General features: G+C 63.2%; 17 protein-coding genes. 15 read left to right on the forward strand and 2 right to left on the reverse strand.

Features of this window, described 5'->3' with window-relative positions:
- The first annotated feature begins 141 nt into the window (after positions 1-141).
- From AC1DD5_RS01750 to AC1DD5_RS01795, 10 genes are all read left to right on the forward strand, one after another.
- On the forward strand, positions 142-1,884 hold the full coding sequence (locus tag AC1DD5_RS01750) for a nitrite/sulfite reductase (RefSeq protein ID WP_477520436.1): 1,743 nt from the start codon (positions 142-144) through the stop codon (positions 1,882-1,884).
- Positions 1,881-2,615 carry a phosphoadenylyl-sulfate reductase gene (locus AC1DD5_RS01755; protein WP_477520437.1) on the forward strand — a complete coding sequence of 245 codons (735 nt, stop codon included), beginning with the start codon at positions 1,881-1,883 and terminating at the stop codon, positions 2,613-2,615. Before AC1DD5_RS01750 ends, AC1DD5_RS01755 begins: the two co-directional genes overlap by 4 nt.
- Positions 2,612-3,571: a sulfate adenylyltransferase subunit CysD gene (cysD, locus tag AC1DD5_RS01760; RefSeq protein ID WP_477520438.1), complete on the forward strand. Its 960-nt coding sequence runs from the start codon at positions 2,612-2,614 to the stop codon at positions 3,569-3,571. The genes AC1DD5_RS01755 and cysD overlap by 4 nt, the downstream gene beginning before the upstream one ends.
- A complete protein-coding gene (locus AC1DD5_RS01765; RefSeq protein ID WP_442016486.1) occupies positions 3,572-4,975 on the forward strand; it encodes a sulfate adenylyltransferase subunit 1 in 1,404 nt (467 codons plus the stop codon).
- A gap of 112 nt (positions 4,976-5,087) precedes the next feature.
- The gene (gene mmuM / locus AC1DD5_RS01770) at positions 5,088-6,041 is read left to right on the forward strand and encodes a homocysteine S-methyltransferase (protein WP_477519587.1); all 954 of its coding nucleotides are present in this window, start codon (positions 5,088-5,090) and stop codon (positions 6,039-6,041) included.
- 226 nt (positions 6,042-6,267) lie between these two features.
- The gene (locus AC1DD5_RS01775) at positions 6,268-7,416 is read left to right on the forward strand and encodes an ABC transporter substrate-binding protein (RefSeq protein ID WP_477519588.1); all 1,149 of its coding nucleotides are present in this window, start codon (positions 6,268-6,270) and stop codon (positions 7,414-7,416) included.
- A gap of 100 nt (positions 7,417-7,516) precedes the next feature.
- Positions 7,517-8,248 (forward strand): ABC transporter ATP-binding protein, encoded by a 732-nt coding sequence (locus tag AC1DD5_RS01780; RefSeq protein ID WP_442016483.1) that lies wholly within the window; start codon positions 7,517-7,519, stop codon positions 8,246-8,248.
- Positions 8,238-9,182 carry an ABC transporter permease gene (locus AC1DD5_RS01785; RefSeq protein WP_477520439.1) on the forward strand — a complete coding sequence of 315 codons (945 nt, stop codon included), beginning with the start codon at positions 8,238-8,240 and terminating at the stop codon, positions 9,180-9,182. Before AC1DD5_RS01780 ends, AC1DD5_RS01785 begins: the two co-directional genes overlap by 11 nt.
- Before the next feature lie 103 nt (positions 9,183-9,285).
- The gene (locus AC1DD5_RS01790) at positions 9,286-9,843 is read left to right on the forward strand and encodes a dihydrofolate reductase family protein (RefSeq protein ID WP_477519590.1); all 558 of its coding nucleotides are present in this window, start codon (positions 9,286-9,288) and stop codon (positions 9,841-9,843) included.
- 35 nt (positions 9,844-9,878) lie between these two features.
- Entirely contained in the window at positions 9,879-10,919 is a 1,041-nt protein-coding gene (locus AC1DD5_RS01795; protein ID WP_477519591.1) for an LLM class flavin-dependent oxidoreductase, read from the forward strand.
- A 28-nt stretch (positions 10,920-10,947) separates the two neighbouring features.
- Here the strand turns inward: AC1DD5_RS01795 and AC1DD5_RS01800 are convergent, their stop codons facing one another.
- A complete protein-coding gene (locus AC1DD5_RS01800; RefSeq protein WP_477519592.1) occupies positions 10,948-13,776 on the reverse strand; it encodes an aminotransferase class I/II-fold pyridoxal phosphate-dependent enzyme in 2,829 nt (942 codons plus the stop codon).
- Between the two features lie 17 nt (positions 13,777-13,793).
- Positions 13,794-15,245, reverse strand: coding sequence for an amino acid permease (locus tag AC1DD5_RS01805; RefSeq protein ID WP_477520735.1), 1,452 nt, complete (start codon positions 15,243-15,245; stop codon positions 13,794-13,796).
- 388 nt (positions 15,246-15,633) lie between these two features.
- On the opposite strand from AC1DD5_RS01805, the gene AC1DD5_RS01810 reads away from it, so the two are divergent.
- From AC1DD5_RS01810 to AC1DD5_RS01830, 5 genes are all read left to right on the forward strand, one after another.
- Entirely contained in the window at positions 15,634-17,250 is a 1,617-nt protein-coding gene (locus AC1DD5_RS01810; RefSeq protein WP_477519593.1) for a PucR family transcriptional regulator, read from the forward strand.
- A gap of 6 nt (positions 17,251-17,256) precedes the next feature.
- Positions 17,257-18,168, forward strand: a complete 912-nt coding sequence (locus AC1DD5_RS01815; RefSeq protein WP_477519594.1) for a glutaminase — start codon at positions 17,257-17,259, stop codon at positions 18,166-18,168.
- A 122-nt stretch (positions 18,169-18,290) separates the two neighbouring features.
- On the forward strand, positions 18,291-19,568 hold the full coding sequence (cobA, locus tag AC1DD5_RS01820) for a uroporphyrinogen-III C-methyltransferase (RefSeq protein WP_477519595.1): 1,278 nt from the start codon (positions 18,291-18,293) through the stop codon (positions 19,566-19,568).
- Positions 19,569-19,604: 36 nt separating this feature from the next.
- Complete coding sequence (locus AC1DD5_RS01825; RefSeq protein WP_477519596.1) at positions 19,605-21,071, forward strand: FAD-dependent oxidoreductase; 1,467 nt, start codon at positions 19,605-19,607, stop codon at positions 21,069-21,071.
- A gap of 80 nt (positions 21,072-21,151) precedes the next feature.
- Positions 21,152-22,531 (forward strand): MBL fold metallo-hydrolase, encoded by a 1,380-nt coding sequence (locus AC1DD5_RS01830; RefSeq protein ID WP_477519597.1) that lies wholly within the window; start codon positions 21,152-21,154, stop codon positions 22,529-22,531.
- Positions 22,532-22,552 lie beyond the last annotated feature (21 nt).

Consider the following 22,552-nt stretch of genomic DNA (forward strand, 5'->3'; position numbering starts at 1 on the left):
GCGGTGGGAGCCCAAAAAGGACCTGCATATACAGGCTCTTGGGACAAGGCCGCTGGCGTGTTCGTGACGAAATGTTTCCCTAGGTGACTTAGCGTTTCCGGACCTTTGCTGACCAAAACTGGCCACACCTAAAGTCGACGTATGACAGATACAGCTGTAGCCGGTGCGCCCGCGGACACCGCAGTCCCCTCGCGCCCAGCACGCACCCGCCCTGCCGCCAAGCCCCACGGCCAGTGGAAGGTTGATGGCACTGAGCCGCTCAACGCCAACGAAACCTGGAAGCAGGAAGACAACGGCCTGAACGTCCGTGAGCGGATTGAGTCTGTCTACTCCAAAGAGGGCTTCGACTCGATCGACGGCACCGACCTTCACGGCCGCTTCCGCTGGTGGGGTCTTTACACCCAGCGCAAGCCCGGGATCGACGGCGGCAAGACCGCAACACTTGAGCCGCACGAGCTCGAGGACAAGTACTTCATGCTTCGCGTCCGCATTGACGGCGGCGCGCTGACCACCGAGCAGCTGCGCGTTATCGGTCAGATCTCCGTGGACTTCGCCCGCGGCTCGGCCGACCTCACGGACCGCCAGAACATTCAGTTGCACTGGATCCGCGTGGAGGATGTGCCGGAAATCTGGCGTCGGCTCGAGTCCATCGGCCTGTCCACCACCGAGGCCTGCGGCGACGTTCCCCGTGTCATCCTGGGTTCGCCGGTTGCGGGCATCGCCAAGGACGAGATCATCGATCCCACGCCGCTCATCCACGAGCTCGCCGAGCGTTTCATTGGCGACCCCGAGCTGGCCAACCTGCCGCGCAAGTACAAGACGGCGATTACCGGGCACCCTTCCCAGGACGTGGTCCACGAGATCAACGACTTCGCCTTGGTGGGCGTTGTCCACCCTGAACTGGGTGCCGGTTACGACCTCTGGGTTGGCGGCGGCTTGTCCACCAATCCGCGCCTGGCAGAGCGCCTTGGCGTGTTCGTCTCGGCCGACGTCGCCGCTGAAGTGTGGCTCGGCGTCACCAGCATCTTCCGCGACTACGGTTACCGCCGCATGCGTACCAAGGCCCGCCTGAAGTTCCTGATGAACGACTGGGGCCCCGCCAAGTTCCGCCAGATTCTTGAAGACGAATACCTCGGCTTCAAGCTCCCGGACGGCCCCGCCGCTCCCAAGCCCACGGCTCCCGGAGACCACATCGGCGTCCACGAGCAGAAGGATGGCAAGTTCTTCATCGGCGTGACCCCCACCGTGGGACGCACTTCCGGCGAGGCGCTGGTCACCTTGGCGGACACCCTGGAGAAGCACGGCAGCTACCGGCTCCGCACTACTCCTCACCAGAAGCTCGTCATCCTGGACATCGCCAAGGAGCAGGTGGAGCCGCTCATCGCGGAACTGGACACGCTGGGCCTCTCCGCCCGTCCGTCCGTGTTCCGACGCGGCACCATCGCCTGCACCGGCATCGAGTTCTGCAAGCTGGCCATTGTGGAAACCAAGGTCACCGCGGCAACCGCCATTGCTGAACTGGAACGCCGCCTGGCCGACCTCGTGGAGACCAAGCAGCTCCCGCAGGCACTGTCCCTCCACATCAACGGCTGCCCCAACTCCTGCGCCCGCATTCAAACTGCGGACATCGGCCTCAAGGGCATGATGCTGCCAACGCCCGACGGCGACCCCACCCCGGGTTTCCAGGTCCACCTCGGTGGCGGGCTGGCTAACAACGAACGTGAGGAAGCCGGTTTGGGACGTACTGTCCGCGGCCTCAAGGTCACGGTCGAAAACCTGCCCGACTACGTGGAGCGTGTGGTCCGCAAATTCGTCGCCGTTGGCGCCGAAGGCCAGACCTTCGCCGAATGGGCACTCTCCGCAGACGAAGGAGACCTCCAGTGACAGATCCCCAAACACTGCCGGCACGCCCCGCACTTCGCTCACACGACGAACTCAAGGCACTGGCCGAAGCCGGAGCTGCAGAGCTTGGCTGGAATGCGCCCGCCCGCGATGTCATCGCCTGGGTGGCCCGGAACTTCGAGCTGCCCGCGGTAACGGTGGCTTGCTCCATGGCCGACGCCGTACTGCCGGCCTTGGTCGCGGACCAGCTTCCCGGCGTCGACGTTTTGTTCCTCGAAACCGGCTACCACTTCAAGGAAACGTACGAGACCCGCGACGAAGTAGCGGCGAACCTGCGCGTCAACGTGGTGGACGTCCTCCCGGAGAACACCGTGGAACAGCAGGACCGTTTGCTGGGCAAGGATCTGTTCGCCCGCGACCCCGCCCAGTGCTGCGCGCTGCGCAAGGTAGAGCCGCTCCGCCGCTCGCTTGCGGGCTACGAAGTGTGGTTCACCGGTGTTCGACGCGACGAGGGACCCACCCGCACCAACACGCCAGTGATCACCTGGGACGAGGGCTTCGGCCTGGTCAAAGTGAACCCGATGGTCGACTGGACCTTCGATCAGCTGGTCGAGTACTCCGAGGACAACATCCTTCCCGTCAACCCCCTCCTGAGCCAGGGCTACCCGTCCATCGGCTGCCAGCCCTGCACACGCAAGGTGGCACCGGGTGAAGATCCCCGCGCCGGCCGTTGGGCAGGATCCGACAAGACAGAATGCGGACTACACACATGAGCACGTACATAACAGAGGAGTCCACGGTGGAAGTTGCAGCGGCAGTCGACGCCCCTTCAGTCGAGCGTCTCTCCAGCCTGGACACCCTCGAGTCCGAGGCCATCCACATCATCCGCGAGGTTGTCGCCGAGTTCGAGAAGCCTGCGCTGTTGTTCTCCGGCGGCAAGGATTCCGTGGTCATGCTGCATCTGGCCACCAAGGCCTTCTGGCCGGGCAAGGTTCCTTTCCCGGTCCTGCACGTGGACACGGGCCACAACTTCCCGGAGGTCATCGACTTCCGGGACCGCACCGTTGAGCGTCTTGGTCTGAAGCTGGTTGTTGGCTCCGTGCAGGAGTTCATCGACCGCGGCGAACTGGCCGAGCGTGCCGATGGCACCCGTAACCCGTTGCAGACCGTTCCGTTGCTTGATGCCATCCAGCGCAACAAGTTCGACGCCGTGTTCGGCGGCGGCCGTCGTGACGAGGACAAGGCCCGTGCCAAGGAGCGCATCCTGAGTCTGCGTGACGAGTTCGGCCAGTGGGATCCGCGCAATCAGCGCCCCGAGTTGTGGAACCTGTACAACGGCCGCCACACCGTGGGCCAGCACGTCCGTGCGTTCCCCATCAGCAACTGGACCGAGTTGGACATCTGGCGCTACATCGAGCGCGAGAACATCGAGCTCCCCGGCCTGTACTACGCCCACGAGCGTGAGGTCTTCGCCCGCGACGGCATGTGGCGTGCGGTAGGCGAGGTTTCCGAACCGTTGCCGCACGAGGAAGTCATCACCAAGCTGGTTCGCTACCGGACCGTGGGCGACATGTCCTGCACCGGTGCTGTTGAGTCCGATGCCCGCACCGTGGCCGACGTCGTAGTTGAAGTCGCTGCCTCCACCCTGACCGAACGTGGCGCCACCCGAGCAGATGATCGCATCTCCGAGGCAGCCATGGAAGACCGCAAGAAGGACGGCTACTTCTAAATGAGCACCGAAACACTGGCTGCCGGGCTGGAAACAGCCCTGCCCACAACCTTGTTCCGTTTCGCCACCGCCGGATCGGTCGACGACGGCAAGTCCACTTTGGTGGGCCGCCTCCTTCACGATTCGAAGGCGATCCTTGCTGACACGCTCGACGCCGTTGCCCGCACTTCTGCCGACCGCGGCTTCGGCGGGGACAAGGGTGGGATCGACCTCGCCCTCCTGACCGATGGCCTGCGTGCCGAGCGCGAGCAGGGCATCACCATCGATGTCGCCTACCGCTACTTCGCAACTGACCGCCGCAGCTTCATCCTCGCTGACTGCCCCGGCCACGTTCAGTACACCAAGAACACGGTGACGGGCGCGTCCACTGCGGATGCCGTCGTCGTACTCATTGACGCCCGCAAGGGTGTTCTTGAGCAGACCCGCCGGCACCTGTCCGTGCTGCAGTTGCTGCGCGTTGCCCACGTGATTGTGGCCGTGAACAAGATCGACCTGGTGGACTTCAGCGAGCAGGTTTTCCGCGACATCGAAACCGATGTGCAGAAGGTTGCCCGCGAGCTGGGACTTGGTTCCGATGGCGTTGCTGATCTGCTGGTGGTTCCTGTTTCTGCCCTTGATGGCGATAACGTGGTGGACCGCTCCGAGCGCACTCCCTGGTACACCGGTCCTGCACTGCTTGAGGTCCTTGAAACCCTCCCGGCAGCCGATGAGCTTGAGGCTGAACTGGAGAGCTTCCGCTTCCCGGTCCAGCTGGTGATCCGTCCGCAGGGTGCCCTGGCGCCTGATGCTGTGGCTGGTGGGCTGGACGTCGAGGCCTACCGTGACTACCGTGCCTACGCAGGCCAGATCACCGAGGGTTCCGTCAAGGTTGGCGACGAAGTCACTGTGCTGAGCCCTGGTCACGAGCCGCGTATCACCCGGATTATCGGCATCGATTTCGCTGGCAAGGAACTTCAGGAAGCGGCTGCTCCGCAGTCCGTTGCCGTTCGTTTGGCTGACGAGATCGATATTGCCCGTGGCGATACCATCGCTGCCGCAGGAACGGTCCGGGAAAGCACGGCTGACCTGTACGCATCGTTGGCGTGGCTCTCGCCGAAGCCCCTGCGTGAAGGCCAGAAGGTTCTGGTGAAGCACGGTACGCGCACGGTCCAGGCTTTGGTCCGCAACGTCACCGGCAAGCTTGACCTGGCTACGTTCAACGTGGAGCCTGCCTCGAGCCTTGAGCTCAACGATATCGGCCATGCCCAGCTTCGCCTGGCTGCTCCTTTGCCGCTGGAGAACTACCTGCACCACCGCCGTACGGGCGCTTTCCTGGTGATCGATCCCATGGACGGCAACACCCTTGCCGCCGGACTGGTCAAGGACCACCCGGGCGACCACGAAGACGAGCGCTACGTCATCTAAGGTCGAAGAGTCAGATAGACCGCAGCTTGTTCGAAATTCCCGGCCTTGTACGGCGGGGATTTCGAACAAGCTGCGGTTTTTTCATTGAGCGATTTAGCGGGAAGATCACTACATGCCACAGAACACAGCACTCAGCACCCTGTTGGACTCCGGCGAGGACCTCGTCCTGGATGGGGCCCTGGCTACGGAATTGGAGGCCCACGGCTGTGATCTTGAGGACGCCTTGTGGTCCGCCAAGGTCCTGCTGGAGCAGCCGCACCTGATCAAGCAGGTCCACCGCGACTATTTCGACGCCGGTGCCTCCGTGGCCATCACGGCCAGCTACCAAGCCACTCCCCAAGGATTCGCGCGTCGCGGCCTGGGGGAGCGCGAGGCCTTGGAACTGGTGGCGTTGAGCGTGCAGCTTGCCGACGAGGCAAGGCGTGAGCACGCCGAGGCGAACCCTTCCAGTGGCCCACTCCTGGTGGCAGGATCCGTGGGCCCGTACGGTGCCTACCTTGCTGACGGCTCGGAATACCGGGGCGATTACAAGCTATCCCGCACGGAATTCATGGATTTCCACCGTCCACGCATCGCCGCTCTTGTGGAAGCCGGGGCAGATTTCCTGGCGTGCGAGACGCTTCCGTCGTTCGCCGAAGCGGAGGCTCTGTTGGCGCTCGTGGCGGAGTTCGACGTCGAATCCTGGTTCACGTTCACCCTGCGGGATGCGGAACACATCAGTGATGGAACGCCTCTGGCTGAAGTGGCTGCGCTGCTCCGTACGGAACCACGGGTGGCCGCCGTCGGGGTTAACTGTGTGCCGCTGGAACTGGTGACGTCGGCTCTCGGGACGCTGAACGAAGTTTCGGACAAACCGTTGGTCACGTACCCGAACTCGGGAGAGACCTACGATGCCGTCACGAAGACGTGGGGCCCTTCCGCAGGTGGTCACGGCACGACTACCCTCGCCGGGAACGCCGCTGACTGGCGTGACCGGGGAGCCCGGCTGATCGGTGGCTGCTGCCGCACGACGCCGCGCGACATCGCGGAGCTGGCAGCAAACATGACGCCAGGTGACCCTTCATGAACGCACGTGCCGCACAACGCGATGCAACTTTGAAGGCCCTGCGCTGAATATGACGTCACGTGACCCTGCGTGAACCTTGGTTTCTATGGGATTGAAGCCGAAATATGACAGTCCCTACTGTGAAGGCATGACCTTTCCGGAATGGTCCTTCCTTGCCCCGAACGGGCGATGTTACGGGGCCTGATCTTCGCCCCTTCGCATCCCACATCTCCTTAGGACCTCCCCAATGGCAAACACCCCCGAGTCACAGAAGCCCGATTCCGGCACCACCCGCATCGTCGCCGGTGAGACCAACAAGCCCAAGCGCCGCCGCACCCTTGAGATCGGATTGGCCGTCGGCCTGGTCCTGCTCATCGGTGCAGGCGCAGCGGTTGCGTCGGCCGTCTCCCGCAGCAACGAGGCCGCTCCGGCTCCTACAACGTCGCCTGCCGCTGAGCTCAAGCTTGGCTACTTCAGCAACGTGACGCACGGCCCGGCCCTGGTGGGCATCAGCAAGGGCATCATCGCCAAGGACCTCGGCGACACCAAGCTCAGCACCCAGATCTTCAACGCAGGCCCTGCCGCGATCGAGGCCTTGAACGCCGGCGCCATCGACGCCACGTACATCGGCCCCAACCCGGCCATCAACTCGTTCGTCAAGAGCAACGGCGAGTCCGTCAGCATCATCGCCGGCGCAGCAGCAGGCGGCGCCCAGCTGGTGGTCAAGCCCGAGATCAACTCCGCGGCCGACCTCAAGGGCAAGGTCCTCGCCTCCCCGCAGCTTGGCGGAACCCAGGACGTAGCCCTCCGCGCATGGCTGGGCCACCAGGGCTACAAGACCAACCCGGACGGCAGCGGCGACGTCAACATCAACCCGACCGAAAACGCCCAGACGCTGAAGCTCTTCCAGGACGGAAAGCTCGACGGCGCGTGGTTGCCTGAGCCGTGGGCCTCCCGTTTGGTCCTCGAAGCAGGCGCGAAAGTCCTCGTGGACGAGAAGGACCTGTGGGACAAGGGCGAATTCACCACCACCATCCTGATCGTGAACAAGAAGTTCGCCGCTGAGCACCCGGAAACTGTGAAGGCACTGCTCAAGGGCCATGTTGAATCCGTGAACTGGCTGAACTCCGCAACGCCGGAAGAGAAGGCCAACACCATCAACGCCGTCCTCAAGGACACAGCCGGCAAGCCGCTCCCCGCCAACGTGATCGACCGCGCACTGAAGAACATCACCTTCACCACTGATCCGCTGGCCGGAACATACAAGAAGCTCCTCCAGGACGGCGTAGACGCAGGCACCACCAAAACGGCCGACATCAACGGCATCTTCGACCTCCGGGCCTTGAACGAGGTAGAGGGCAAGAAGACGTCCGCTGCAGGACTCGGCCAGGATTAAGCACCAACCGGCTGGTCCGCTTCCCCTCCGGAATACGGGTGGGGGAGCGGGCCAGCCTTCAGCCATATCAGCTCCACCAATCAACACGAAGGACGGGACCATGCCAGTCGTACTCGAGAACCTGGGCAAGCGCTTCGGCGACGGCGCCCCGGTGCTGGACGACGTCAACGCCACGATCGCGCAGGGCGAGTTCGTTGCCCTCCTCGGTGCGTCCGGCTGCGGCAAGTCCACGCTACTGAACATCATGGCGGGACTTGAGCATCCGACGTCGGGCGCCCTTGAGGTGCCCAGCGACGGCGCGGCCTTCATGTTCCAGGACTCGGCACTGTTCCCGTGGTTGACGGCGCGAGGCAACATCGAACTCGCACTTCAGCTGGCTGACAAGTCCAGCACCAAAGCCAGCCGCCGCGAACGGGCAACAGAACTGCTGGAGCTGGTGCACCTCGGCGGCGCCGGCGACAAGCGTCCACACGAGCTGTCCGGTGGCATGCGGCAACGCGTTGCCCTTGCACGTTCTTTGGCGCAGGACCGGCAACTGTTGTTGATGGACGAGCCTTTCGCTGCCCTTGACGCGATTACCCGCGATCTCCTTCACGACGAACTCGAGCGGATCTGGAAGGAAACCGGCCGCACCATCGTGTTTGTTACGCACAACGTTCGTGAGGCTGTCCGCTTGGGCCAGCGCGTGCTGCTTTTGTCCTCACGTCCTGGTCGTGTTGTTGCCGAATGGGATGTGACCGAGGAACACCGAACTGACGCTGGTCGTGCTGGGGAGCTGACCGGAATCATTACCCGCCGGCTACGCGAGGAGATCCGCCGCCATGCCAAGTAACCCCACCACTACCCAAGAGCGGACCCTTCCCGTGAGCGAAACCAGCGAGCACATTACGTCGCCGTCCTTGAAGGGCAACCCCTCAGAGCTGCGCGACCTCGAAGCGGGCCTGGACAACCTCCAGTCCGATACCGGACGTAAAGCCGGCATCGATTGGAAGCGCGTGCTGCTGCCGATCGCAGCCTTGGTAGTTCTCGTCCTCGTCTGGCAGTTCTACGTGTCCCTCGGACTCAAGCGCCGTGACCAGGTTCCCGGGCCCCTTGATGTGCTCAACCAGCTGGTGACGCTCTGGGGCGAAGGCAGGGTTCAGGAATCGGTGTGGACCTCGTTGCAGCGCGGCTTGATCGGCTTCCTGATTTCGGTGGTAGTTGCCACGCCTGTGGGCTTGTTGCTGGCACAGGTTGCTCCGCTCCGCCGTGCATTTGGGCCGCTGATTTCCGGGCTTCAGGTGCTGCCGTCCGTGGCCTGGGTTCCGGCGGCGATCATCTGGTTTGGCCTGACGGATGGCACCGTCTACTTCGTGGTCCTCATGGGTGCCATTCCGTCGATCATCAATGGCCTCATCTCCGGTGTGGACCAGATCCCGCCGCAATACCGCAGCGTAGGTACGGTGCTCGGCGCTAACCGGCTGCAGATGGCCCTGCAGATCGTGCTTCCCGCAGCACTTCCCGGGTACATCGGCGGATTGAAGCAGGGTTGGGCTTTCTCCTGGCGTTCTTTGATGGCCGCGGAAATCATCGCCGTTGGTGGCACCATTGGCTTCGGGTTGGGCTCGCTGCTTGACCAAGGACGTGCGCTGTCCGACATGGCCGTGGTCATGTCGGCGATCCTGTTGATCCTGGCAGTGGGCATCCTGATCGAGCTCCTCGTTTTCGCCCCGATCGAGAAGCGCCTGCTGCAGCGTCGCGGTCTGCTGGCGGGTAGCAGCCGCTAGCCCCCCTTCTTGAAGCAACGCGGGGTCAGATATAGCCCATGTTTACGCCAAACATGGGCCATATCTGACCCCGCGTTGCTTTTAGCTGCCCTAGAATCACCGCATGGGCCTTCTAACGTTCAGCATCAACGTCACACTGGATGGTTGCGTCGACCACCGGGAGGGCATCGCCGACGACGAGACGCATGCCCACTTCACCCGGCTCCTGGAGGAGAGCGGCGCGATGCTCTGGGGCCGCACCACGTACGAAATGATGGAGGACTACTGGCCGCTGGTAGCCCGTGGCGACGTCGATGCGCCGCCAGCTATGCGCGATTGGGCCCTCAAACTCGAGACCAAGCCCAAATACGTGGTCTCTGCGACCCGTAGCGACTTCCCGTGGACCAACAGCCATCACCTCGTCGGCGAGTTGCGCACTGCGGTGCAGGATCTCAAAGAGGGGACTCCTGACGGCGTTCTTGTCGGCAGCGGCAAACTTGCTACGGAGCTGGATCGACTGGACCTCGTCGACGAGTACAAGTTCCTGGTCCACCCCATGATCACCGGCCACGGCCCCACTCTGTACCAGGGCGGACTGCTCAGGACCAGGCGCCTCGACCTGATCTCGGCACAGCCGCTCAGCAACGGCGCAGTCGCCATGCACTACCGACGCGCCGAGTGAGGAATTAGCGGGCACCCGCCGCTGTTGTCCCGGACATGCACAACAAACGGATCGGCTTCCTTTCCTTCGGCCACTGGGCACGAGTCCCCGGTTCGCTGGTGCCATCTGCTGGCGAAGCCCTCAAGCAGGGCATCGAACTGGCGGTGGCGGCGGAGGAACTGGGGATCGACGGCGCGTTCTTCCGTGTGCACCACTTCGCCCGCCAACAAGCCTCCCCGTTCCCGCTGCTCGCCGCCATTGCCGCACGCACCAGCACCATCGAGATGGGCACCGGCGTGATCGACATGCGCTACGAGAACCCGCTGTACATGGCGGAGGAGGCTGCTGCCACAGACCTGATCAGCGACGGCCGGCTTCAGCTTGGAGTAAGCCGTGGTTCACCCGAGCCAGCCCTGAACGGAGCCGCCAACTTTGGCTATGTTCCCAACGAGGGCGAGGACACGGGCGACATGGCGCGGCGCCACACCGCGCTCTTCCGCAAGGCCATTGCCGGGCACGGGATAGCCCAAGCTGATCCCCACTACGCAGGCGGAGCCACTGGACTTCTGCCCATCCAACCGCTCTCTCCGGGACTCCCACAGCGAATCTGGTGGGGAGCCGGCACCCGCAAGACCGCAGTCTGGGCCGCCGAGAAGGGCATGAACCTGATGAGTTCCACGCTCCTGACCGAGGATACCGGCGTCCCGTTCGACCAACTGCAAGCCGAGCAGATCCACATGTTCCGTGAAGCCTGGGCAGCTGCCGGGCACGACTTCGAGCCCCGCGTTTCAGTCAGCCGCAGCATCCTGCCGATCGTCGATGAGGTGGACAACCGCTACTTCGGCCTTCGTGCCCAAGCGGACCGGCAGGACCAGGTAGGAATTCTCGACGGCGCGTTGTCACGTTTCGGGAAGAGCTACATCGGGGAGCCGGACGACTTGGCCGAAGAACTAGCAGCCGATGCGGCCGTCCAAGCTGCCGATACTGTCCTGCTGACGGTGCCCAACCAACTGGGGGTGGAGTACAACGCGAAGCTCCTGGGGAACGTCGCGAAGCACATCGCACCTGCTTTTGGTTGGGCTCGCCAAAGCGCGTAGCGCACTCTGCGCAGGTATCCGCCCAGTCCTACGAAGCGGCGGGCAGCCGCCCGATGCTCGCCGATTCCACAGCACTCGCCGAAACACCAGCTTCCGCGGAGCCGGACCCCGAAACCGCAGACCCGGCCACGAAAACCCGGTAACCACGTTCGTGATCGAAACCATGGATCTCGCGGGTGTCCAAAGCCGCCATGAACTCCAACGTCTGCCGGGTAATGACCTGGCCCGGGACGAGGATGGGGAAGCCGGGCGGGTACGGGGTGACGAAGCCGGCGGAAATGACTTCCTGCCCGGCCCGCACTTCAAGGGCAAGCTCGTCGGCGGACAAGTAGGCCGTGGATTCGGGCTTGTAGCTTTCGAAGTAGGCTGCACGGATATCGCCGTCTTCACAGGCGTCGTCCACGCGGAATCGCGCCGCGAACGTGCTGAAGTCCGGAAGCGGCGGCGTCTGTCCAATCACCGCTGATCCTCCGGGCACAGAAGACACGGCCGAAGACACGGCCGAAGACACCGCCGAAAGCACGGGCACTGTCCGGGGTCGCGATGAGGGATGTGGGTTTTCGAATCCCTCGGCGAGTTTGACCAGGACCTCGATCAGGTATGCCACGGAACTTCGCGAGGTGCCGATGTTGGTCATGAACAGCACAGTGTTCCGGGACGTCTTATTCACCTGGATCCCGTGATCGTCCATGAGGTAGCTGTGGCGGAACGTGTCGCCGTCGATCCCTGTCCTGCTGATATCCAGCGTGAGGCGGCTGGGATCAATGACGAATTCGTCGCGCTGCCAGGCATCCTCAAGTTCCGCCAATCCCTCCCGCAGCGGCATGGCAGCGCTGGTTTCGCGGTATTGGGGCTCAATAAGGTCCCGCGAGGTCAGCACCCGGAAGTATTTCTTCAGCAGGGGATGCCGTGCGACTGCTTGTGCCACAGAGACGGCGAGGTCGGATTGCTTCTGGACCAAACCAAAACCTTCCAGCTCCACTTGCCGCCGGCCAATGTCCAGGGAAGCCAGGATTTGGTAGTTGGGCGAGGTGGAGGTGTGCGTCATGTACGCCTCGCGGAAGGACTCCCGGTTGGAGGCCATGAAGTCTTGGTCATACACGTGGATCATCGAACCTTGGCGCAAGGATGTCAGGGTCTTATGCGTTGACTGAGTGGCATAGACCCTGATCCGCGCCTTCGCAGGGTTGGGAATCAGCCGCGTGGCCAGCCATGCTTCGTCATCAACGGGTTCACCCGTTACGGGGTCGTGCAAGGCCGCTGCCTGCTCGGCATACCGGGCCGCGTAGGCAGGGTTGCTGAAGGAAGCTTCCAGGGCAGCTGCTGAAGCCATACCCGTTCGACGCCGGTAGATGGGGTGGGAGCGGGCGAAGGCAAACCATGCCTCGTCCCAGAGGAACACCAAGTCAGGCTTGATGGCCAGGCATTCCTCCATGACCCGCTCGACGTCGTAAACAATTCCGTCAAAAGTGCAGTTGGTCAGCGTGACCATTTTGACTTCGTGCAGCCGTCCGGCCCTCCGGTACTCAAGCAGCCTGCGCTTCAAACTGGCCAAGGGCACAGCGCCATAGAAGGCGTACTTGTCCAAGGGGTAGGCATCCAGATATGAAACGCGGGCACCGGCGAGCACAAAGGCATAGTGGTGGGACTTGTGGCAGTTCCGGTCAACCAGCACAACGTCACCAGGGGCCAGCAGGGATTGATGAACGATCTTGTTGGCCGTGGATGTGCCGTTGGTAACGAAGTACGTTCGTTGCGCTCCGAAGGCCCGGGCGGCGAGGTCCTGCGCCTGCTTGATGGATCCGTGCGGATCCAGCAGGGAATCGAGTCCGCCGGACGTTGCCGAAGTCTCTGCCAAAAGCAGGTTTGTCCCATAAAAATCGGCCATGTCGCGGATCCAGGGGGAGTTCCCAACGGATCCGCCACGCGAAATGGGCAGCGCGTGGAAGACGCTTGCAGGCCGGCGGCTGTAATCCAGCAGGGCTGTGAAGAACGGAGCCTCGTATCGTTCTGCAACCCCGGACAACAGGGACAAGTGCAGGTCCAGGTGATCCTGCCTGCGGAAAATCCTCCGGAACTTCCTGGTCAGTGATCCGGCCAGGGACTCGATGGAGACGCCTGCAACCAGGTAGACGTCCAGCTCAGGCCTCAGCCCGGATATTTCCTCGGCCAGGCCCAGGATCCGTTTGACTGGTCGCAAGGCCTGCAGGCCTTCGGGAGTGTGCCCGGCCAGGAACCGGCGGAGGTCGCTGCCCAGCTGCTGGGAGCTGCGAACCGAGAAACCCGGACGCAGGATCACCGCTTGGATATCGGGGTTGAGCAGGACGGCGACCAACGCGTCTTCGTAGCTTGGGACCACATTGAGTTCGTACGTGAAAGCATCCGATGGGCGGCGCTGGGCTGCCATGTTGTTCTTGAGCGCCTCCGCTTCCTGGGCCGTGATGTTGTCCACCACCAGAACCTCAAAACGAGGGCGGTCGGCCTGCTCGGCTTGTGCAACCTCGTCTTCGGACGACTCCTGGAGACCCCCGGAAACTGAACCTTGTTCCGCTCCGGAAGCCAGAGGAAGGTGCGCCAAACCGCCCAGAAGTTCCAGCGCGGCGTGGGGGTCGCCGTCGTCGACCAATTGGCGCAACTGGGCCACCGCCGCCACGCCGGGTTCTGCCCAGTAGGGCTCCACGGCATCCAGGAGCGCAAAAGTCCTGCTGATCTGGGAATGCAAGCCTGAATCGGAGGAGGAGTGAAGGTCCAAGACCAGCTGCTTGATGGCATATCCCAGGAACTCCCAAGCATCGGCGCGTGACCGCCAGGCGCGGCTGGGCGTGCCAATTTTTGGAAGGGGGGAAAGGGTGCTCATGTGACGTGTTTTCTCTTTCAAACTGAGGGCGGGTTCAAAGCGGACTGCTCATTACGGATTCGGCCACGGTGGGCATACCAGCCACCCACGAGCAGCGGTGCCAGTACCAGCAGGGAAGCGAGCACCCATCGGCCTGTTTCCGAGAAGCCCATGGTGATCAGGACAAAGGCCAGGAATCCGAGGGTGAGGTAGGAAGTAAAGGGGGCGCCGAAGAGTCGGAATGCGGGTCTGACGACTTTGCCGCTCCGCACCCACGCCTGCAACTTGATGTGGCAGAGCATGATGGTGGCCCAACCGCCGATGATGCCCAGCGCAGATACTTCGAGCACGATTTCAAAGACCTGCGACGGAACGATCGCATTCAGGCCTACGCCCATCAAGGTGATGACCGCAGTCAACAGGATGCCGCCGTAAGGGACACCGGAAGCGCTGATGCGGGCGGTGAAGCGGGGAGCTGAGCCCTTGATTGCCATGGAACGCAGGATCCGGCCGGTGGAGTACAAGCCTGCGTTAAGGCTCGAGAGGGCGGCGGTCAGAACCACGAAGTTCATCACGGAGGCCGAGATCGCGCCGGCCTGCGGATCACCCAGGTGGGAGAAGAAGGTCACGAACGGCGATTCGCCGGACTTGTAGGACGTGAAGGGCAGCAGGAGAGAGAGCAACAGGACGGAGCCGACGTAGAAAATGCCGATACGCAGAACCACAGTGTTGACGGCTTTGGGCATGACCTTGTGCGGGTTGGCAGTTTCGCCGGCGGCAGTGCCTACCAGCTCAACGGCTGCGTACGCGAAGACGACGCCGCTGATCGCCAGAAGCGGCGCGACAGCGCCCGTGGGGAAAAGGCCGCCGTTGTCAGCAATGACGTTCAGGCCGGGAACGCCCACATCCGTCCTGCCACCAAAGACAATGAAGCAGATTCCGACGACGAGGAAGGCCACCAGGGCACCGACCTTGATGAGGGCGAACCAGAACTCCATCTCGCCGAAGATCTTCACTGACACGAGGTTCAACGCCAGCACTACCACCAGTGCGATGAGGGCGATGAGCCATTGCGGGACATCATTGATCGGCTGCCAGAACTGGCCCCAAAACTTCACGTACAGGGCCACCGCGGTGACATCCACGATGGAGGTCATGGCCCAGTTCAGGAAGTACAACCAACCAGCCGTGTAGGCCATTTTCTCACCGTAAAACTCACGGGCGTAGGAAACGAACGAGCCCGAGGCCGGGCGGTAGAGAACCAGCTCACCCAATGCGCGCAGGATGAGGAAGGCAAAAAATCCGCACACCGCATACACCAGGACCAACGCGGGGCCCGAACCATTGAGGCGGCCGCCCGCTCCCATGAAAAGCCCCGTGCCGATCGCGCCGCCTATGGCGATCATTTGGATCTGTCGGGGCTTGAGGGTCTTCCGGTAGCCCGATTCTTCGGTTGAGAAATCCTGGCCTGGCTCCTGGCCGACAGGCAGGGTGCCGGCCTCCTCGGACCGGCTGGGCGCAGCAGAATGCGCTGAAACTGACGTGGGTATCACTTGGGGGTCTCCTTTGACTCCGGCGCCGCCGTCGGCAGCTCAACAGTCCCAAACGGCACAGACGTGTTCTCTGACACTGCGCGACACACAGTGTTTGTGGCGTTGGGGACAGTAAATAACTCTAGATCTCAGGCGAATCGCGCAAATTGGCTGGCGAACCAAATTCAGGGCCCGGCTCTTGTGCTGGCTGGACAACACTGGTGTCCTGAAGGCCCGGTAATGTTTCTGGCTGTGCGCGATTGCGCAGGAGCATGGGCAGGACTTCTTCAATGGCGAAGGACGTCCGGTTGACCCGAACTGAATACGAGAGGAAGCGATAGCTTCGTTGAAGGCCCTGGACATTGACGACGACGGCGTCGTCACCTTGCTGAGCGATGTACTTGAAGACCTGGGCGTGGACAACGCACGCTTGTTGCTTGCCCCGGACGCGGACAACCTGACAGTTCGTGAAACGGTCATTGTGGATGCAGAAGACGAGGATGCAACTCGCCCTGGGTCCTTGGTAATGCTCATCGGTGCCCGTGGACGCGTGGCGCTGCCGGCAATCCGGCGGATCATCAGCGACAGGCCCACGGCCGTCGCGGTCAAGGGCAACGAACGTGAACTCGAAGCCGTGGCGGAACTGCTCCAATCCACAGGGATCGGATTGGTGGCCGTGGCTCCCGGCCTTCGCTGGGACAAGTTCGAAAGCGTCGCCGTGGACCGTATCCGGGAACGCGGTGTATCCGGGGAGAACCCCACCACGGTGCATAGGGACTTGTTCGCCATCGCCCAAACAACGGCAACGCTGACCAACGGCCACGTCGTCATCGAGGACCCAGGAAACAGAGTCCTCGCCTACTCGCCCGCGTCCAACGATGTTGATGAGCTTCGGCGCCTGTCCATCCTTGCGCGGCGTGGACCCGAGCGGTACCAGAAACTCCTCAAGGAATCAGGCGTCTACAAGCACCTTCAGGCCACCGAGGAACCCGTCCACGTGGAGGCCAACCCTGAGGCCGGCCTTCGCGAACGCGTGGCCATTGGCATCCATGCGGGAAGCCGGGTGATGGGCTACATCTGGTTGCAGGAAGGTGCCGAGCCATTGGCGCCGAACACAGACAGGCTGATGATCGGCGCTGCCCGGCATGCGGCGATCGAACTGGTGCGCCACCGGAACCAGCAATCCCAATCGATGCGCGAAGACCGTGTGTCCAGCCTGCTCAGCGGTACGGCCCAGGTTCACTCGCAGGCCCAGTCGGCGGGCATAGACCCCTCCAAACCTGCTGCCTTGGTGCTGATTTCCGCGGGCGGGCTGGATCAGAGCGCTCCGGGTCAACAGCTCCGAAGGGGTGAGCTCTCGAACCTCGCCTCCATCCATGCGGCGGCCTACCGTCCGGGAGCAGTAGTAGGAGCCCTGGGCACGGAAACAGCGATCATCCTGCCGGACCTGGACCCGGTGAAGTCCCTGCCGGCGATCAACCGGCTGGTCAACACGATTGTGCGTGACGCCACCACGCACCTGCATTTCCAGGTCCAGGCCGCCGTGGGCCCGATTGTTCCGCGGCTGGACGCGCTCTACGCCACCCTTGACCACGTCCGCAGCGTCCTCAAAGTACTGCAGAGCACCCCGTCGATCCGTGTTGCCTCCTACAGGGATGTGGAAACCACGGTCCTCACCAACGAACTGCTGGATCTGCTGGAAACCCGGAAAGGGCTCCGGCACCAGGGCATAGCCAAGCTCTGCGACCGGTATCCGGAGTTCGCTCTGACGCTGCTTACGTACCTCGAATTCTTTGGCGATGTGAACCGCTGCGCCGAAGAACTGGCCATCCACCGCAACACCGTCCACTACCGGCTGCGGCGCGCGTGCGAAGAGGCGGGCCTGGACCTGCAGTCCGCAGACGAACGATTGCTTGCCCATCTCCAGATACGACTTTGGACCTACGCAGAGGCCAGGAGCTAGAACCCCTTGGATATCCAGAATCTCCTCGACGACATCGTCGGGGCAGTACAGCCGCACGTCGGCCAAGGCAACGTGGCCGATTACATTCCGCAGCTGGGGGCCGTGGACCCCCACCAGTTCGGCATCTCCCTCGCAACCCGGGACGGTGACGTCTACTCATCAGGGGACGCACATGTGCCCTTCTCCATTCAGAGCATTTCAAAAGTGTTCGCGCTCGCCCTGGTGTTGGCCTTCGACGGCGATGGCATCTGGAAGCGCGTCTTCCGTGAACCCTCGGGCAACCCGTTCAACTCGTTGATCCAATTGGAGAGCGAAGAAGGGATTCCCCGGAACCCCTTCATCAACGCCGGCGCGATCGTCGTCAGTGACCGGCTCCTCAGTGTCACGGGAAGCGCAGCCCTGGCCGTCCGTGACTTGATGCGCCGCGAAACCGGTAACCCCACTGTGGCCGCGGACCACTACGTGGCGGCGTCAGAACTCCGCAACAGCCACCGCAACGCCTCCCTGGCCCACTTCCTTGCCAGCTGCGGCAACCTGGAGAACCCCGTGGAAGCCGTCCTCGAGTCCTATGTGGAGCAGTGCGCGCTGGCCATGACCTGCGAAGACCTTGCGCTCGCAACCCGGTTCCTGGCCGCCAACGGCGTCGGCGCGGACGGCACCCGGTTGCTGTCCCCGGCACAGACGAAACGGATCAACGCCGTCATGCTCACGTGCGGGACCTACGACGCCGCCGGGGAGTTCGCCTACCGCGTGGGCCTTCCGGGAAAGAGCGGTGTCGGGGGCGGAATCGTCGCGGTGGTCCCCAACAAATGCGCCATCAGTGTGTGGAGCCCGGGCCTTGGGCGGTCCGGCAACTCGGTGGCAGGGGTGGCTGCCTTGGATGAATTCACGACGCGTACGGGCTGGTCTGTTTTCTAGCGGTTTCCGGACGTTTGCCGGGGGAAACAAGGGATGACGCGTATGTGACGCTGGATTACCCAGCGTTACCGGGTGTTTCCGAGCCTTTGAAGCATGTTACGGACCCGCCCTACAGTTTTTTTATGGCAATACAGGACATTTACCCCACGGCATTGCGGCTGCTCGGCCGCCCGGTGCTGGTTGTGGGCGGCGGGCCCGTCGCGGAGCGCCGTGCCAAGGGACTGCTCGACGCCGGTGCGAAAGTTACCGTGGTCGCTCCCGTTGCCTCCGAAAACCTCCGCGGACTCGCCCACGCCGGACTCCTCACCTGGGAGCCGCGCGAGTACCGCACGTCAGACCTCGACGGCGTCTGGTTCGTTCAGACCGCCACGGGCACCGCCGCTGTGGACACCGAGGTAGCAGCCGACGCCGAAGCGCAGCGCATCTGGTGCGTCAACGCCTCGGACCACGAGTCCTCAGCTGCCTGGACGCCCGCAGTGGCCGTGGTGGATGACGTCAAGATCGCCATCAACGCAGGGGGAGACCCTCGCCGCGCCATGGCGCTCCGCGATGCTGTTGCCACTGCACTGGAAACCGGAGACCTGCCGCTTCGCCGTCACCGCAAGCCGGACGCTGCCGGCAAAGCGCCTGCTGGTTCTGTTGCGCTGGTTGGCGGCGGCCCTGGCGACTCGGGACTCATCACAGTCCGGGGTCGACGCCTGCTGGGCCAGGCCGACGTCGTGGTTGCTGACCGTCTTGGCCCGCGTGAGCTGCTCAAGGAACTGGCTCCCGATGTCCGCGTGATCGAGGTCGGCAAAACGCCGGGCCATCACCCGGTGCCGCAGCTTGAGATCAACCGGATCCTCGTGGACGAGGCCCTTAAGGGCAACCGCGTGGTCCGCCTCAAAGGTGGCGACCCCTATGTCCTGGGCCGCGGTGGCGAGGAAGCAGAGTTCTGCCGGCAGAACGGCGTCGAGGTTGAAGTGGTGTCCGGTGTGACGTCGGCGATTTCGGTTCCTGCCGCTGCCGGTATCCCCGTCACGCATCGCGGTTTGGCCAAGGGTTTCAGCGTCGTGACCGGTCACGAAGAGCTTTCCGAGGTCCCCGCCCGGCCGGATCACACTGTGGTTTTGCTCATGGGTGTGGCTCAATTGCGCGATTCCGCAGCCGCCCTGGCTGGCTCGGGTCTGCCTTTGGACACTCCAGTAGGTATCGTTGAGAACGGGTATTTGCCGGATCAGCGCGTCACGATCGGCACGTTGGGATCCATCGCGGACCAGGCTGAGGCCGTCGGCGTGGCCAATCCCGCCGTCATCGTGATCGGCGATGTTGTCCGTGTCAGCCCCTTCGCCCCACAGCATTTCAAGACCGCTGACTACAGGACGATTACCCCCAACCGTCCCCGCGTCCGCAGTAACTGAGTCCGCACCAACTGAACAAGAAGAAGGAACACAGCCGTGTCAATTAGCACTCCCGTAGGTTCTGCGGACCGTCCGCTTCGCGTCGCCGTCATCGGCTCCGGCCCTGCCGGCGTGTACGCAGCGGACATCCTGACCAAGAGCGAGGCCGTCAAGAGCGGCGAACTCAACGTCAGCATCGACCTCTTTGACCGCTACCCGGCACCGTATGGCCTGATCCGTTATGGCGTCGCTCCGGACCACCCCCGCATCAAGGGCATCGTCAATGCCTTGCACAAGGTCCTGGACCGCGGCGACATCCGCTTCTTTGGCAACGTTGACTACGGCACGGACATCTCCATCGAGGACCTCCGCAAGCACTACGACGCCGTCATCTTCGCCACTGGCGCCATCAAGGACGCGGACCTGAACATCCCGGGCATCGAGCTCGAGGGTTCCTTCGGCGGCGCTGACTTCGTCTCCTGGTACGACGGACACCCGGACGTTTCCCGCGAATGGCCGTTGGACGCCAAGGAAATCGCAGTCCTCGGCAACGGCAACGTGGCCCTCGACGTCGCCCGCGTCCTGTCCAAGCACGCCGACGACCTCCTGGTCACCGAAATCCCTGACAACGTCTACGCCGGCCTGAAGAATTCCCCGGTCACCGATGTTCACGTCTTCGGCCGCCGCGGCCCGGCGCAGGTGAAGTTCACCCCGCTGGAACTCCGCGAACTCTCGCACTCCAAGGACGTAGACATCATCCTCTACGCCGAGGACTTCGAATTCGACGAAGAGTCCGATCGCCAGGTCCAGACGAACAACCAGACCAAGACCATGGTTGGCACGCTCACCAACTGGATCGCCGAGCAGCCCGAGGACCTCTCCGAGCTCACGGCTTCGCGTCGCCTCCACCTGCACTTCCTGCACAGCCCGGTTGAGATCGTTGACTCCCCGGAAACTCCGGGCAAGGTTGCCGGCATCAAGTTCGAGCGCACCGAGCTGGATGGCACGGGCAACGCCCGCGGCACCGGCGAGTTCGTCGACTACCCGGTCCAGGCCGTGTACCGCGCCATCGGCTACTTCGGTTCGGCCCTGCCGGACGTCGAGTTCGACCACAAGAAGGGCGTCGTGACCAACGACGGCGGCCGCGTCCTTGACTCCGACGGCCAGCACGTACCGGGCCTCTACGCGACGGGCTGGATCAAGCGTGGTCCGGTCGGCCTCATCGGTCACACCAAGGGCGATGCCCTTGAGACCGTGACGTACCTTCTGGAGGACCGCGAAAACCTGCCGTTGGCCGAAGTTCCCGCGGCAGACGCCGTCGTGGATTTGCTCGACTCCCGCGGCGTGCAGTTCACCAGCTGGGAAGGCTGGCTGGCCCTGGACGCCCACGAGCTCGCGCTCGGCGCAGCAGCCACCGAGGCTGGCGGCTCCCACGGTGTTGAGGTCACGCGTGAGCGCATCAAGGTTGTGCCGCGCGAGGACATGGTCAACATCTCCCGCGACGGCGTGGCAGCCGAAGTCTAATCTCAACGCGGGGTCACTTATGCACCTTTCCGGGCTTCCGGATGGTGCTTAAGTGACCCCGCGTTGCTTTAACCTGAGGTATGGACGTCGTCGTCATCGAAACACCCCAGTTGGGGGACCGGAGCTACCTGGTGCATGACGGCCGTGTGGCCTTGGTGATCGACCCACAGCGGGACACGGATCGGATAGAAGCAGCCGCTGTTGAGGCTGGCGTCCGGATCACCCATGTGGCCGAAACCCACCTGCACAACGACTACGTCACTGGCGGTTTGCTGCTTGCCCAAGCGCACGGTGCCGCATACCTGGTCAATGCCGACGACCACGTGGAGTTCACCCGCGTTCCCGTCACGGATGGACAGGTGCTTCACGTCGGCCGGCTTTCCGTCTCCGTAGTTGCGACGCCTGGCCATACGCACACACACCTCTCGTACGTCGTCCGGGAGGACGCGCACGACGGCGGCCCTGAGGCTGTGTTTTCCGGTGGCAGCTTGCTCTACGGTTCAGTCGGGAGAACGGACCTAGTCTCGCCCCAGGACACCGCGATGTTGGCTCACGATCAGTATTCATCGGTCCGGCGACTCGTGGATTTGGCACAACCCGAGGCGTTTCTCTATCCAACACACGGCTTCGGTTCCTTTTGCTCCGTGGGGCCCTCCAGCAAGGTGAAGGCATCGACCATTGGCGAGCAAGCCGCCGCCAACCATGCCCTCACGGACCCCGACGAGGACCATTTCGTGGCCCAGTTGTTGGAGAACATCACAGCCTACCCGGCCTACTACGCACACATGAGCCCCCTCAATGCGGCCGGGCCCGGTGTGCCGAACCTGGAAGTACCTGATTCTGTGGACGCCGCAGAGCTGGGCCGGCGTTTGGGCGAGGGGGAGTGGGTGGTGGATCTGCGACACAGAGTGGCCTTCGCGGATAGCCATCTCCGGGGAAGCGTGAGCTTCGAGTATGGCAGGGGCGATAACTTCACCAGCTACCTCGGCTGGGTGATCCCTTGGAATCAGCCGCTTACCTTGCTGGGCCCGTTGGATGAGGTGGAGAAGGCGATCCGCGATCTGGCGAGGATTGGCATCGATAGTCCGGATGCCGCCGTCGGGCCTGAAGCGGGTGGTTCGGATATCGGTGCCTTGGCACCTGACCATCCACGGGCGAGCTACGAGCACGGGGACTGGGCTGCACTCTTCAAAGACCGGGAGCCTGAGGACGTGGTGCTGGACGTTCGCCGCCCGGAGGAATACAAGGCCTCGCACGTCAAAGGAGCCCTCAACATTCCGGTCTACGAGTTGCTCGGCAGGACCACTGAGTTGCCGGACGCCAGGATCTGGGTGCACTGTGCCACGGGGTACCGGGCGAGTGTCGCAGCGAGTCTCCTGGACCGGGCGGGACGGGACGTTGTCCTGATCGACGCGAGGTTCAAGGACGCGGCTGGGGTGGGAATCGAGACCGTGCCTTGAGACGTTGCTGCCCCGCTAAGC

The organism is Paenarthrobacter sp. 10L420, from assembly GCF_056395385.1.

Excerpts from the sequence above, each read along its gene's own strand:
- AC1DD5_RS01750 (WP_477520436.1), top strand. The coding sequence starts at position 142 with ATGACAGATACAGCTGTAGCCGGTGCGCCCGCGGACACCGCAGTCCCC.
- cysD (WP_477520438.1), top strand. The coding sequence starts at position 2,612 with ATGAGCACGTACATAACAGAGGAGTCCACGGTGGAAGTTGCAGCGGCA.
- AC1DD5_RS01765 (WP_442016486.1), top strand. The coding sequence starts at position 3,572 with ATGAGCACCGAAACACTGGCTGCCGGGCTGGAAACAGCCCTGCCCACA.
- mmuM (WP_477519587.1), top strand. The coding sequence starts at position 5,088 with ATGCCACAGAACACAGCACTCAGCACCCTGTTGGACTCCGGCGAGGAC.
- AC1DD5_RS01775 (WP_477519588.1), top strand. The coding sequence starts at position 6,268 with ATGGCAAACACCCCCGAGTCACAGAAGCCCGATTCCGGCACCACCCGC.
- AC1DD5_RS01780 (WP_442016483.1), top strand. The coding sequence starts at position 7,517 with ATGCCAGTCGTACTCGAGAACCTGGGCAAGCGCTTCGGCGACGGCGCC.
- AC1DD5_RS01785 (WP_477520439.1), top strand. The coding sequence starts at position 8,238 with ATGCCAAGTAACCCCACCACTACCCAAGAGCGGACCCTTCCCGTGAGC.
- AC1DD5_RS01790 (WP_477519590.1), top strand. The coding sequence starts at position 9,286 with ATGGGCCTTCTAACGTTCAGCATCAACGTCACACTGGATGGTTGCGTC.
- AC1DD5_RS01795 (WP_477519591.1), top strand. The coding sequence starts at position 9,879 with ATGCACAACAAACGGATCGGCTTCCTTTCCTTCGGCCACTGGGCACGA.
- AC1DD5_RS01800 (WP_477519592.1), bottom strand. The coding sequence starts at position 13,776 with ATGAGCACCCTTTCCCCCCTTCCAAAAATTGGCACGCCCAGCCGCGCC.
- cobA (WP_477519595.1), top strand. The coding sequence starts at position 18,291 with ATGGCAATACAGGACATTTACCCCACGGCATTGCGGCTGCTCGGCCGC.
- AC1DD5_RS01830 (WP_477519597.1), top strand. The coding sequence starts at position 21,152 with ATGGACGTCGTCGTCATCGAAACACCCCAGTTGGGGGACCGGAGCTAC.